General features: G+C 66.6%; 11 protein-coding genes. 9 read left to right on the forward strand and 2 right to left on the reverse strand.

Annotated features, from left to right (window positions below; all coding sequences use genetic code 11):
• Nucleotides 1-130 precede the first annotated feature (130 nt).
• The 3 genes from THITH_RS08505 to THITH_RS08515 are packed head-to-tail and all read left to right on the forward strand — an operon-like array spanning nucleotide 131 to nucleotide 5,949.
• The gene (locus THITH_RS08505; RefSeq protein ID WP_006747495.1) at nucleotides 131-1,276 is read left to right on the forward strand and encodes an efflux RND transporter periplasmic adaptor subunit; all 1,146 of its coding nucleotides are present in this window, start codon (nucleotides 131-133) and stop codon (nucleotides 1,274-1,276) included.
• 6 nt (nucleotides 1,277-1,282) lie between these two features.
• Nucleotides 1,283-4,423 carry an efflux RND transporter permease subunit gene (locus THITH_RS08510; RefSeq protein ID WP_006747494.1) on the forward strand — a complete coding sequence of 1,047 codons (3,141 nt, stop codon included), beginning with the start codon at nucleotides 1,283-1,285 and terminating at the stop codon, nucleotides 4,421-4,423.
• A gap of 41 nt (nucleotides 4,424-4,464) precedes the next feature.
• Nucleotides 4,465-5,949, forward strand: coding sequence for an MltF family protein (locus THITH_RS08515; RefSeq protein WP_006747493.1), 1,485 nt, complete (start codon nucleotides 4,465-4,467; stop codon nucleotides 5,947-5,949).
• A gap of 56 nt (nucleotides 5,950-6,005) precedes the next feature.
• On the opposite strand, the gene THITH_RS08520 is transcribed toward THITH_RS08515, so the two are convergent.
• Nucleotides 6,006-7,385, reverse strand: coding sequence for a class II fumarate hydratase (locus tag THITH_RS08520; protein ID WP_006747492.1), 1,380 nt, complete (start codon nucleotides 7,383-7,385; stop codon nucleotides 6,006-6,008).
• Nucleotides 7,386-7,572: 187 nt separating this feature from the next.
• Here THITH_RS08520 and purB point away from each other — a divergent pair, with 187 nt between their 5' ends.
• From purB to vapC, 4 genes are all read left to right on the forward strand, one after another.
• A complete protein-coding gene (purB, locus tag THITH_RS08525; protein WP_006747491.1) occupies nucleotides 7,573-8,949 on the forward strand; it encodes an adenylosuccinate lyase in 1,377 nt (458 codons plus the stop codon).
• A gap of 13 nt (nucleotides 8,950-8,962) precedes the next feature.
• The gene (locus THITH_RS08530) at nucleotides 8,963-10,141 is read left to right on the forward strand and encodes a cupin domain-containing protein (protein ID WP_006747490.1); all 1,179 of its coding nucleotides are present in this window, start codon (nucleotides 8,963-8,965) and stop codon (nucleotides 10,139-10,141) included.
• Between the two features lie 133 nt (nucleotides 10,142-10,274).
• On the forward strand, nucleotides 10,275-10,505 hold the full coding sequence (gene vapB, locus THITH_RS08535; protein WP_006747489.1) for a type II toxin-antitoxin system VapB family antitoxin: 231 nt from the start codon (nucleotides 10,275-10,277) through the stop codon (nucleotides 10,503-10,505).
• Complete coding sequence (gene vapC, locus THITH_RS08540) at nucleotides 10,505-10,906, forward strand: type II toxin-antitoxin system tRNA(fMet)-specific endonuclease VapC (RefSeq protein ID WP_006747488.1); 402 nt, start codon at nucleotides 10,505-10,507, stop codon at nucleotides 10,904-10,906. The genes vapB and vapC overlap by 1 nt, the downstream gene beginning before the upstream one ends.
• A gap of 79 nt (nucleotides 10,907-10,985) precedes the next feature.
• Here the strand turns inward: vapC and THITH_RS08545 are convergent, their stop codons facing one another.
• Entirely contained in the window at nucleotides 10,986-11,765 is a 780-nt protein-coding gene (locus tag THITH_RS08545) for a TVP38/TMEM64 family protein (protein ID WP_006747487.1), read from the reverse strand.
• 567 nt (nucleotides 11,766-12,332) lie between these two features.
• Between THITH_RS08545 and THITH_RS08550 the strand changes: the two genes are divergently transcribed.
• Together THITH_RS08550 and THITH_RS08555 are read left to right on the forward strand one after the other, a co-directional pair.
• Nucleotides 12,333-12,926: a FixH family protein gene (locus THITH_RS08550; protein ID WP_006747486.1), complete on the forward strand. Its 594-nt coding sequence runs from the start codon at nucleotides 12,333-12,335 to the stop codon at nucleotides 12,924-12,926.
• A 169-nt stretch (nucleotides 12,927-13,095) separates the two neighbouring features.
• The gene (locus THITH_RS08555) at nucleotides 13,096-13,599 is read left to right on the forward strand and encodes a hypothetical protein (protein ID WP_006747485.1); all 504 of its coding nucleotides are present in this window, start codon (nucleotides 13,096-13,098) and stop codon (nucleotides 13,597-13,599) included.
• The last annotated feature ends 32 nt before the right edge of the window (nucleotides 13,600-13,631 follow it).

Genomic DNA, 13,631 nt, shown 5'->3' on the forward strand with positions numbered 1-13,631 from the left:
CGAACCGCCCGTGCCGCGGCACGGGGCCGGCACCACCGCCATTCCAACTCGCGCCGGCGACGGCTATGATCCCCCTGTGCCGACAGCGTCGCCGCAGGCTCCGCGACGCCGTTAGACCAAAGGGGACATCATGCGGTGGCAGCGGTGGGGTTCGGTCGCGCTGTTCCTGGCCAGTGCCGGGACTGCTCTTCTCGGGGGTTGCGGAAGCGGCGGCCCGGACCCGGAGGCGGCGGATGCCCCGCCACCCTCGGTGACGGTAGTTCGGCTTGCGGCCGAACCCGTGACCGAAAAACAGGAGTTCGTCGGCCGTGTGGCGGCGGCTGAACGCGTCGAACTGCGGGCCCGAGTGCAGGGATTCCTGCAGGAACGAAGCTTCACCGAAGGGCAAACCGTCTCGGCGGGCGACGCGCTGTTCCGCATCGAGCCGGATCCCTACCAGGCCATCGTGGCCCAGCGCGAGGCCGACCTGCATCGGGCGCAAGCCGAGCACACCAATTCCCAGGCACAGCTGCGCCGCGGGGAGGAGTTGTTGCGCAACAACGACATTCCTCGCGCCCGGGTCGACGAACTGCGTGCAGCCGAAGCCGTCGCCGAGGCCGGCATCGCGCAGGCCGAGGCAGCCCTGAAGGCTGCGCGGCTGAACCTCGACTATACCGAGATTCGTGCACCGATCGCCGGGCGCGTCGGCCTCGCCCGCTACACGGTCGGAAACTTGGTCGGCCCCGAGTCCGGCGTGCTCGCCACGTTGGTGCAGCAGGATCCGATCTACGTGCGGTTTCCGCTGACTCAGCACGACCTGCTGGCACACCGCACTCTGGTCCGGGAGAGCGGCGGCGACGCCAGCGCCGCGGTCGTGCACCTGCGACTGGCCGATGGCACGCGCTATGAACACTCGGGCCGCGTCGATTTCATCGACGTGACGGTAGATCCTGGCACCGACACCGTGCTGATCCGCTCCCGGTTCGAGAACCCGGACGGACTGCTGGTCGCGGGGCAGTACGTCGGTGTCCTGGTCGAGAGCGGCGAACCGGAGACCGGCGTGCTGGTACCGCAGTCGTCGCTACAGGTCGACCAGACGGGCTTCTTCGTGCTCGTGCTCGATGACGAAGATCGCGTCCAGGTCCGGCGAGTCGAGACCGGGCCGATGCTCGGGGGGCGCGCGGTCATCAAGGCCGGGCTCGCCCCCGGTGACCGAGTGGTGGTCGAGGGTGTGCAAAAGGTTCGTCCGGGACAGGCGGTCACGGCCACACCCTGGCAGCCGCCGGTTCGGGACTAGGGCTCGATGTTTTCCGCGATCTTCATCGACCGGCCGCGCCTGGCCATCGTGATCTCCGTGGTGATCACCCTCGCGGGGTTGATCGCGCTCACTCGCCTGCCGGTGGCCCAGTTCCCGGACATCGTGCCGCCGCAGGTGCAGGTCACCGCCTACTACCCCGGCGCCAGCGCCGAAGTGGTGGAGGCGGCGATCGCCCAGCCGGTGGAGGGTAAGGTCAACGGTGTGGACGACATGCTGTACATGAAGTCCACGTCCACCAACAGCGGCGCCTATTCGCTGAACGTCACGTTCGAGCTGGGCAGCGATCCGGACATCAACGCGGTCAACGTGCAGAACCGCGTGGCACTTGCCGAGGCGCAGCTGCCCGAGGAGGTCAAGCGCCTGGGACTGACCGTCCGGAAGAAGTCGTCCGCGCTGTTGCAGGTAGTCGCGCTGTATTCCCCGAACCGCAGCTACGACGGCCTGTTCATCAGCAACTACGCGACCATCAACCTGATCGACACGCTGGCCCGGGTTCCCGGTGTCGGCGAAGTGTCGCTGCTGGGCGGGCAGGACTACAGCATGCGCGTCTGGCTCAGTTCCGAACGCCTGACGGCGTTGGGGTTGACCCCCACCGACGTCGTTCAGGCCATCCGCAGCCAGAACGTGCAAGCGGCGGTCGGCCGTATCGGGGCCCAACCGATGTCGGCCGACCACGCGTTTCAGATCACGTTGCAGACCCGTGGCCGGTTATCCGAGGTCGAGGAATTCGAACAGGTCGTGATCCGGGCCAATCCGGATGGTTCGACCGTCCGCGTGAAGGACGTCGGCCGCGTCGAGATGGGCGCGAAGAGCCTCGATGCCCAGGCACGCCTGAACGGCGGCGATACGGCCGCGATCGCAATCTACCAGGCGCCGGGTGCCAACGCGCTGGCGGTCGCCAAAGGTGTCCGGAAAGCGATGGAGGAATTGGCACAGCGCTTTCCGGACGATCTTGACTACGACGTCGTGCACGACTCTTCCGAGTTTGTCAGTGCAAGCCTCGAACAGGTCGTGCATACCCTGATCGAGGCCTTCGTGCTGGTCGTGCTGGTGGTGTTCCTGTTTCTCGGCAGTCTGCGCGCGACGCTGATCCCGATGATCGCGGTACCGGTGGCGCTGGTGGGCGCATTTGCCTTCCTGCTGCTGCTCGGATTCTCGGTCAACACCATTTCGCTGCTGGCGGTCGTTCTGGCGATCGGAATCGTGGTCGACGATGCGATCGTCGTGGTGGAGAACGTCGAGCGGATCATGGAGGAGGAAGGGCTCACGGCACGCGAAGCCGCGCGCAAGGCCATGACCCAGATCACCGGGCCGATTCTGGCGATCACGCTGGTGTTGCTGTCGGTGTTCGTGCCGGTCGCATTCATCCCCGGCATCACCGGCCAGATGTTCCAGCAGTTCGCCGCGGTGATCGCGTTCGCGATGCTGATCTCCGCGGTGAACGCGCTGACCCTGTCGCCGGCACTGTGCGCGTTGCTGCTGAAACCTGCCGGGCATCGCCGCGGCCCGATGCGCTATGTCCTGGGGGGCATCGACCGCGTGCGTGACGGCTACGCCTACCTGGTGGCCCGTCTGGTGCGCATCTCGGCGGTGGCCGCAGTCGTCGTGCTCGTGCTCGGTTTCGGAACCTTGGGCCTGTTCAAGGCCACCCCCGGGGGATTCCTGCCGCAGGAAGACCAGGGCGCGTACATGGCCGAGATCCAGTTGCCGCAGGGGGCGTCGGTCAACCGCACGTTGGAGGTTGTGAAGCAGGTCGAGCAGATCGCGGGCGCCGATCCCGCGGTGCAGGATGTGCTGTCCGTCGCCGGATTCAGCATCCTGGATGGCGCGGTACAACCCAACAGCGCGTTCCTGATCGGTCGTCTGAAACCCTTCGAGGAGCGCAGGACCGCGGATCTGGGCGTGGAGGCAGTGATCGCGCGACTGGCGGCCGATGCGAACGCGATCCCCGGAGCCCGCGTGATGCCGTTCAACCTGCCGCCGATCGTCGGTCTCGGAACCGGCGGCGGGTTCGACTATCAGCTCCAGGATCTGCTCGGACGTTCACCCGACGAACTCGCGGCCGCGATGCGTGGCCTCGTGTTCGCGGCCAACCAGCACCCGGACCTGCAGGCGGTGTACTCGACCTGGGCGACTGACAATCCGCAGGTGTTCCTGGACATCGACCGTGACAAGGCACAGGCCCTGGGTGTGCAGATCGGCGACATCTTTGCCGCGCTTCAAACGACGCTGGGCGGTGCCTACGTCAACGACTTCAACCGTTTCGGGCGGGTCTGGCAGGTCAATGTGCAGGGCGACGAGATGGACCGCGCACAGTTTGACGACGTGTTTCGAATCCACGTCCGCAACGACCAGGGCGAGATGGTTTCGCTGCGCGCGCTTGCGGAGCCCGAGTTGATCCTGGGGCCGCAATTGCTGCAACGCTACAACAACTACCGCAGCGTGAGCATCAGCGGAACCCCGGCCCCCGGACGCAGTTCCGGAGACGCGCTGGACGCGATGGAAACGCTCTCGGACGAAACTCTGCCGACAGGGTTCGGCTTCGAATGGACCGGCACCTCGCTGCAGGAGAAGGAGGCCGGAGGGCAGACGGTGATCGTGCTCGCGCTGGCCGTGCTGTTCGCCTACCTGTTCCTCGTCGCGCTCTACGAGAGTTGGTCGATGCCTGCAGCCGTCCTGCTCTCGGTCGTCGTCGCGGTTCTGGGCGCGATGATCGCACTGTGGGTCACGGGCCTCGCGAACGATCTGTACGCCCAGATCGGTATCGTCGTACTGATCGGGCTCGCGGCCAAGAACGCGATCCTGATCGTCGAGTTCTCGATGCAGGAACGCAAATCGGGCGCCCCGCTGCTGGAGGCGGCGACCAACGGTGCCCGGATGCGCATCCGGGCAGTGATGATGACCAGTTTCGCCTTCATCATGGGCCTGGTGCCGCTGGTGACCGCGGTCGGTGCCGGCCAGGCCAGCCAGCGTGGTGTGGGTACCGCCGTGTTCGGCGGCATGCTTGCCGCCGTCCTGATCGGCGTGTTCCTGATCCCGATGCTCTATGTCGCGTTCCAGTGGCTGCGCGAGAAGTTCCACGGCACCCGAGGCACAGGGGTTGCCGTGGACGCCAAGGGTTCCTGAGCACGCGGTCTTCGTCGGCCGCCTACCTTGGGGAAACGCACATGCCTGATTTTTCGGATCGAAGTCCCGTGACCTGGCTGACGCTGTGCCTCGCGCTCCTGTTCGCTTCGTGGACACTGGCCGCAGGCGCGGACGACGGCTCGCTGCCGGAACTCCAGGCGCCAAGCTTTTCACTGCCGTCCGCCTGGCACGGCGATCTCGACGGCATGCGCGAGCGGCGTCTGATCCGTGTCGGCACCGCGTTTTCCCGGACCCATTATTTCCTCGACGGCTTGACCCAGCGGGGCCTTACCTACGATCTCCTTCAGCAGTTCGAGGAATTCCTGAACCGGGAGCTGGAGACACCCAAGGCGCTGCCGGTCCGCATCCTGATCGTACCGATGCCCCGCGACCGGCTTCTCCCGGCCCTTGCGGCGGGACACCTGGACATCGTCGCCGCCAACCTGACGATCACCCCTGAACGCAGCGAAACCGTCGCATTCGCGGCACCGTTCGGTGTCGGCACCGCAGAAGTCGTCGTGCTCGGGCCGGAGTCGCCTGCCCTCGCCTCTCTCGACGACCTGGCGGGTACCACCGCCTATTTGCGCGAGTCCAGCAGCTACTGGTTGAGCGTCGAAGCGCTGAACCGGTCACTGGTGGAGCGCGGGCTTGCTCCGGTCCTTCGCTTCGCCGTGGATGCGCATCTGGAAGATGAAGACCTGCTGGAGATGGTCGCTGCCGGAATCCTGCCCTACGCGATCGTCGATGAACACAAGGCCCGGTTCTGGGCGGACGTGATCGACGGGCTCACTCTGAGGGAGGATCTCGCATTGCGTGAAGGTGCGGCCATCGCCTGGGCGCTGCGCAAGAACACTTCCGAACTCCAAGCGCTGGTCGACCGATTCGTCCCGGACGTGAAGGCCGGCAGCCTGACCGGCAACATCCTGCTGAAGCGTTATCTGCGCGACAACCCGTGGGTGCGCAACCCGGGCGCGACCGTGGACCGAAAGCGTTTCGAGGCGGTGATGCACTTGTTCCAGGAATATGCTGGACGTTACGGCTTCGACTGGCTGCTCGTCGCCGCCCAGGCCTACCAGGAGTCGCGCATCGACCAGACCGCGCGCAGCCCGGCCGGCGCCATCGGCATCATGCAGCTGCTGCCGTCTACTGCGGCCGATCCGGCGGTGGGAATCCCGGACATCAGCACCGAGGAGAGCAACATTCATGCTGGCACCCGGTACCTGAGGGTGCTGGTCGACCAGTATCTCGCGGATCCCGAGCTCGATGATCTCAACCGGACGCTGCTTGCCTTTGCCGCGTACAACGCAGGTCCTGGCAACCTCAATCGCATACGGAACCGCGCCGCAGAAATGGACCTCGATCCCAACCGCTGGTTCGGGCATGCCGAACTCGCCGCGGCCAAGCTGATCGGCCGGGAAACCGTGACCTATGTCAGCAATATCGCGAAGTACTACTTTGCCTTCCGGCTCATCGCAGAACGGATCGAGGAGCGCGAACGGGCGCGCCAGGCGGTCGAAACCCCCTGATTTTGTCCGGCTGCGCAGACCACCGTGCGGCCCCATTGCACGGCGGCAGGCAGCACTCAGCGCGCGCCGGTCAGGACCACAGGATCGAGCAAACGGGCGAGCCGATCGCGGTCGATTCCGGTTTCCTCGGCGGCGACGTCCAGGATCGGACGCCCGCTGGCATAGGCCATTTTCGCAATGCGCGCCCCGGCCTCGTAGCCGATCTCGGCGTTCAGCGCGGTGACCAGGATCGGGTTGCGTGCCAACGCCTGTTCGAGGCGTTCCCGGTTCACGGTGAACCCGGCGATCGCGCGGTCCGCGAGATGCTCCATCGCGTCTGCGAGCAATTCGATCTGCGTGAGCAGGTTGTCGGCAATCAACGGCAGCATCACGTTCAGCTGAAAATTGCCGGACTGCGCGGCGAGACTGACTGCGGCATCGAGGCCGGTCACCTGCACGCAGGCCATCATCACCGCCTCCGGAATCACCGGGTTGACCTTGCCCGGCATGATCGAGCTGCCCGGCTGCAACGCCGGCAGCGCGATCTCGCCGAGGCCCGCCAGCGGCCCCGAATTCATCCAGCGCAGGTCGTTCGCGATCTTCAGCAGCGTGGTGGCCAGACCCCGCAACTGGCCGGACAACTCGGCTGCGGTGTCCTGGCTCGACAGCGCGGCAAACCCGTTGGGCTGGCGTACGAACGGCAACTCAAGACGCTGGGCGAGACGTTTCGCGACCTGTTCCCCGAAATTCTCCGGCGCATTGATACCGGTGCCGACCGCGGTCGCGCCGATCGCCAGGCGGCACACCCGCCGTTCGGCATCCTGCACCCGCGCTTCTGCGAGCTCGAGCTGGGTACGCCATCCGGACAGCTCCTGCTCCATGCGCAGCGGCATCGCATCCATCAGGTGGGTACGCCCGGTCTTCACCACGCCGGCGAGTTCACGCTCGCGTTTCGCGATCGTCGCGATCAGGTGCCGCAGTGCCGGGCGCAGCCGGTGCTCGATCTCCAGCGCCGCGGCGACGTGGATCGCGGTCGGGATCACGTCGTTCGAACTCTGGCCCCGATTCACCTGGTCGTTCGGATGCACGGACGTGCCGGCAGCAGCCGCGAGGTGGGCGATCACCTCGTTCATGTTCATGTTGGTGCTGGTTCCGGATCCCGTCTGGTACACATCTACCGGGAACGCATCCGGGTGCTGACCCAATGCGATCGCATCGGCTGCGTTGACGATCGCCGCCGCCTGATCCGGCGCAAGCAGCGACAGTTCCAGGTTCACCTCGGCACAGGCCGCCTTGATCTGGGCGAGCGCCCGGATGAAGGGTTTCGGCAACGGGCGCCTGGCAATCCGGAAGTTATCGACCGCGCGCTGCGTCTGCGCGCCCCACGGGGCATCGGCCGGGATTTTTACCTGCCCCATGCTGTCCTGCTCGGTACGCGTTTCGGGCTGTGACGACATCGTTCCTCTCCGACAGGGTCAGGCCCGTCATTCTAGCCCGCAGGCACGGCAACCGCTCGCCCCCCCGGCTTGACCGCAGCGCACGCGCGCCCCCCACTTGCCGGGGGAGCACGCGGCAACACCGGCACGTTGCGCACGCCGGCTGTACTATAATCCCCCGCCCTGAACTCCAAGCCCGGGAGCCTGCATGTCCCTGTCCTCGCTCTCCGCGGTCGGCCCGGTCGACGGCCGCTACGCCCGCCACACCGAACCCCTGCGCGCGCATTTCAGCGAACAGGCGCTGATGCAAGCGCGCGTTCGCGTCGAGGTCGCCTGGCTGCGGGCACTTGCCGCGGAACCGGGAATCCCCGAGGTTCCAGAGCTGACCTCGGATGCCGCCGATTACCTGGGCCGCATCGCTGCGGATTTCGGCACCGCCGACGCCGAGCGCGTGAAGGCGATCGAGGCCACGACCAACCACGATGTGAAGGCGATCGAGTACTTCATCAAGGAACGCATGGCCGAGCATCCCGAGCTGGCCGCGCAGACCGAGTTCGTGCATTTCGCCTGCACCTCGGAAGACATCAACAACCTGGCCTATGCGCTGATGGTGCGCGAGGCGCGCGACCGCGTGCTGCTGCCCGCGCTGGCCGATCTGCTCGACCCGCTCACCGGGCTCGCGAAGACGCTTGCGGGCCAGCCGCTGCTCTCGCGCACCCACGGCCAGCCGGCATCGCCGACCACCATGGGCAAGGAGCTTGCGAACGTGGTTGCACGCCTGCAGCGCCAGCGCCGCCAGCTCGAGTCGCTGCCCGTGCTCGGCAAGATCAACGGCGCGGTCGGCAACTACAACGCGCACGTGGTCGCCTACCCCGAGGTCGACTGGCCGGCGCTGGCAACGCGGGTGATCGAGGATCTGGGCCTGCAGCCCAATCCCTACACGACCCAGATCGAGCCGCACGACTTCCTCGCCGAACTGTTCCACTGCCTGGTGCGCCTGAACACGGTACTGATCGACGCCAGCCGCGACCTCTGGGGCTACATCTCCGCCGGCTACTTCCGCCAGCGGGTGATCGCTGGCGAGGTCGGCTCGTCGACGATGCCGCACAAGGTGAACCCGATCGACTTCGAGAACGCCGAGGGCAACCTCGGGCTCGCGAACGCGCTGTTCGAGCACCTCGCGGCCAAGCTGCCGGTCTCGCGCTTCCAGCGCGACCTGACCGACTCGACGGTGCTGCGCAACATCGGCGTCGCGTTCGCCTGGTCGCTGATCGCCTACCGGTCGTTCCGTCGCGGTCTCGGCAAACTCGAGGCCGATCCCGAGCGGATGCAGGCGGATCTCGACGCGAACTGGGAGGTGCTCGCCGAAGCGGTGCAGACGGTGATGCGCCGCCACGGCGTCGAGGCCCCGTACGAGAAGCTGAAGGAGCTCACCCGCGGGCAGCGGGTCTCCGCCGAGCGCCTCGCCGCATTCATCGACGGACTCGAGATCCCGGCCGATGCCCGCGAACGGCTGCGCGCGCTGACCCCCGCGAGCTACATCGGACTCGCCCGGGAGCTGGCCGAGCGCCCGCCCGACAACTGACCCGGCGAGTGCGATGAACACCAACGCGCTGCTCGGCGGCCTGACCCCGGAGGAATTCCTCCGGGACTACTGGCAGCAACGTCCGCTGCGGATCCGCCAGGCCATCCCCGGGTTCGTGAACCCGATCGACGCCGAAGACCTCGCCGGTCTCGCCTGCGAGGAGGACGTGCGCTCGCGCCTGGTGATCGGCCATCCCGACCGGCGCGACTGGCAGGTCGAGTACGGGCCGTTCCGTCCCGAACGCTTCGCAAGCCTGTCCGCGACCGCCTGGACCCTGCTCGTCTCGGAAGTGGAGCAGTACTGGCCTCCCGGACCCGAGTGGCTGCGGCGCTTCGACTTCATCCCGCGCTGGCGCCGCGACGACTTGATGATCTCCTACGCGGTCCGCGACGGCTCGGTCGGCCCGCACATCGACGCCTACGACGTGTTCCTGTTCCAGGCACAGGGCCGGCGCCGCTGGCAGATCCAGGAGCCGCCGCCGAAGTCCCCGATCTGCCTTCCGGATCTGCCGCTCGCGATCCTGCGCAGCTTCACCCCCACCACCGAATGGGTGCTGGAACCGGGCGACATGCTCTACCTGCCACCGGGCATCCCGCACCTGGGCATGGCGCTGGACGACGACTGCATGACCTGGTCGATCGGCTTTCGCGCCCCGGCCTGGCGGGATCTCGTCGGCGCCTTCCTCGAAGACCGCCTGGACCACGTCGGCCCCGAACTCGTCACCGACCCCGCACGCAAATCCTCCCGCCATGCCCACGAACTCGGCGCCGACGACCTCGCCGCGCTGCGCGATGGCCTGCTGGCCCGGCTGCGCACCGAACCCGACGCGCTGCACTGCTTCTTCGGCGAGTTCCTGACGCGCCCGCAAACCCGCGACACCGAACCGGAAACGGCGGACGATGCGGCAAGCGAGCGACCCGAATGGGATCCGAACATGGCCTACCGCTTCGACCCCTCGCTGCGCCGCTACTGGATCGACGGTCCCGACGGCCCGACGCTGTTCCTCGCCGGCCACGCGGTTCCCGCTCCGGGTCTTTCGCCCAACGAGGCGGAATCGCTCTGCCAGGCCGACACCGTGGTCCCCGAGCAATGGGCCACCCGCGTGCCGGGCCTCGTTCCGGTGTTCCGCGACCTGCTGGCCGCGGGACAGGTCGAGCCTGACGAGCCTGCAGACACCGGCGAGGCTCCGTGACGACCGTCGCGTCGCAGCAACCGGAAAGGTGACCTCCCCGCTCGCCTTGTGGCCAGTCGCCCCGGCTGATTGACAGACCCAAGGCAATGCCTAAGATGGATATACTCAAGGCATATCCCGCGCAGGTGGAACCATGGACCAGGCCGCAGTCTTCAAGAGTAATCGCAGCCAAGCCATCCGGCTGCCCAAGTCGGTCGCGCTGCCCGAGGATGTGAAACGAGTGAATGTCATCGCGATCGGCCGGGTGCGCATCCTTACTCCGGTGGGTGAGTCCTGGGATGGCTGGTTCGATGGTCCAGGCGTGACCGACGATTTCCTGGTCGACAGGGATCAACCGCAAGACCAGCGGCGTGAGGCATTTTGATGCTGAAGTACATGTTGGACACCAACTTCTGCATCTTCACCATCAAGAACAAACCCCCGACCGTTCGCCAGCGCTTTGAGCAACATACCGGCCAGATGTGCATCAGCACGGTGACGCTGATGGAGCTGGTCTACGGGTCCGAGAAATCCGTGGCACCGGCCAGGAATCTCGAGGTCATCGAAGGCTTCGTGGCCAGACTGGAAGTGCTCGACTACGACCGCAGTGCGGCGGAGCATTCCGGACAACTCAGGGCCGAACTGGCTCGACTGGGCACGCCGATCGGCCCGTTTGACCAGATGATCGCGGGTCATGCGCGCAGTCGCGGATTGATCGTGATCACCAGCAACCGGGGGGAGTTCGGTCGGGTGCCGGGTCTTCGCGTAGAGGACTGGAATACCTGACGCTCGTCCTCGTGTGAGCCGGCGGCTTGGCGATCGAAGATGATCTGTTCCATACGCGGAGCGGCTTTACCGGCCGGATTCAACTCCGCGCGCGTCGGGTCCGCAGCAGTGGTGCCAGCAGGGCCAGAGCCGCCAGCGCGGCCAGGGCCAGCAGCAGTTGCGGGGTCAACACATCGCTCAGCGCGAACTCGCCCGCCGCTGCGATGCTGGATACCTGGTGCCCCAGCGTCGCCACCACGAAGGACAGCGGCAGCAAACCGAGGAAGGTCGCGAGGAGGACCCGTTTGAGCGGGATGGGAAAGATCACCGGCACGATGTTCACAGCCCAGGCCGGCACCAGCGGGAACAGCCGGGCGGCGAGAATGAAATGGAACCCGTTCGCGGTCACGCCCGGTGTCACGGAGGCGAGCCGCGCGCCCCAGCGCCGGTGAATCGGTTCGTGGAAGAGCCGGCGCCCCAGGGCCGCAATCATCACCGCGCTGAACGCCGAGCCCAGCGCACTCAACACCGCACCGAGCCCCGGGCCGAACAGAAAACCGCCGCTGAACATCAGCAGGAAGCCGCCCGGGAACGGCGTCACCTTGCCCACGGTCACCACCAGCACGTAGATCACCGCAGCGGCGAGCGGCCAAACCTCCACCCAGAGCCGCAGGGCTGCCTGGGAATCGGCCGTCCAACCAAGCAGCGAAGGGCCGAACTGAGCGGCGGCTCCGGCGCCGGCCAGCAGCGCCAGACCCACCACGGCCAGCCACCACCACCGGACCTTCGAAGCGGGCGCATGTGGTTGCCCGCCGGCGGGGTGCACCGCGATGCCACCGTTGTCGGACCGCGGGGGCTGGAGGGTTTTGCTACTGGGCATCGAAAATCCGGGTTGGTGTCGGGTTCGAGGTCGGGCGAAGGGGTTGCCCGCACGTCGCCCGGCTCGTGTACAGGGAGGCCGTTCGAGGCAAGGCGCCGTCCAGATTATCGCGCAAACTCCAACGGTGTCCGAATTCGTGGTGTTTCCAGGGGCACGGATGCAGGCACCCAGCCTCTGGCCGATGAATGTTCGAGCGTCCGCTCGGCGAGAGGCCCGTTTCCTGCGACGGAAGGCACTTCCGAGCGTCCCGCGGAGCCTCCGCAATCATCCGAAATCGCATGGTGCAGCGCCGATGATTACATCGGGCTGAGCGCGGAGTTACATCTTTGTCATTTACCGGCCAGCCCCTGTTCCGGATGGCAGAATGTCTTGGCCGGGGACCCTCCCCTGCGTTCGGGCCGCGAACATTGTGGCACGGACTTCGAGAACCGCGGTGCGACCGGGGTACCCACTCGCTCCGCAGCACGTACCGGAGATTGTGCGTGGCCGCCGGTACTCGCACGTGACCCTGCAGCGAGCGATCCGGTTGCAACGGCCGCCGCAGGGACGCTGCGCCGAGGGTCCCGTATGCACCGAGCGATCGGCGGAGCGTATGCCTGCGTGCGGGCCATGCCTTTGACTCCCCTTGCCGAGGGCCAGACGATGAAGACTGAATTCGACTCACCCACCCAAACGCCGGAACCGACTCCGAGTGCGGGGCCTTCCCGTGGTGTCCGAATGCTTGCGCTCGGTGTCGGCGCAGGGTTCCTGCTCTTTGTGGGCGCCCTTTTCGTCGTGCCCTTCCTGATTCCCGACCAGACCCGGCTCAACGCGATGGCACCGATCGCGCCGGCACCGGGCCTGGAACGGGGCGGCCATGCGTTCGCCGGAACGGTTGGCTCCTGGGATGTCAGGGGGCAGATCACGATCGATGCCGGGCGCCAGGCCCGGATTGCCATCGATGTGACGCAGGCAGGTGGGGTGCCCGTACCGGCCACGCTGCCGCTCCAGCTTGCCCTGGACATGCCTGAACACGCGATGCAGGTGCTGCGCCCGACTGCGGCGCAAGCGGAAGCCGGATCCTATCTCGCGCAATCCCGGCTCCCCATGGCCGGCCTTTGGCGCCTGCATGTCGAGTTACCGGAGGGGACCGGCCTGTTCGACTTCAATGTCCCTCAGTAGACAGGCGCCCCCTTGGCCAGCGGGGCCGACGCCGACCGCAGAAGGCCTTGCGCCTGCCTGATCCCACGCCTGTCCGGCCGGGAACACAGGCGTTGGCGAAAGGCTTCCCCGGAACCGCAGGCGAGGCGTCCACGACCACCTACAGTAGCTATTCACCTGGGCGGATGACATGACGCGGCATCGAAACCCTTCCTGGTTCGGGCGATGGCTCGATTCGAGCGCGACCAACGTCGCATTCATTGCCTTCCTGCTGCACTTCGTCTGGGAGTTTCTTCAGGTACCCCTGTTTGCCGACATGCCGGACATGGCGCACTGGGACGCTGTCCGGTTCTGTGCCCGTGCGGCCCTGGGTGACGCGGTCATCACGCTCGCCGCATTCTGGTTGGTTGCCCTGGTATATCGGGACAGACACTGGGTCCTCGCCCCACCGAAGGCGGCCATCGCGGGATTCATCGCGGTGGGGGTAGTCATCACGGTTGCACTGGAATGGCATGCCACCGTGCTCGTCGACCGCTGGCAGTACGCGGAACGGATGCCGACGATCCCGCTGTTGGGCACCGGCCTCGCGCCATTGTTGCAGTGGCTGATTCTGCCGCCGCTGGTGGTATGGATCGCGCGCCGCCAGATCCTGGGGCAGAGGTACCTGAGTCTTGCGCGGGAAGACCCAGATTAATACCGCTTACCTCGGCAGAAAATGCAGCGGCA

The organism is Thioalkalivibrio paradoxus ARh 1, assembly GCF_000227685.2.
GTDB classification, from domain to species: domain Bacteria; phylum Pseudomonadota; class Gammaproteobacteria; order Ectothiorhodospirales; family Ectothiorhodospiraceae; genus Thioalkalivibrio; species Thioalkalivibrio paradoxus.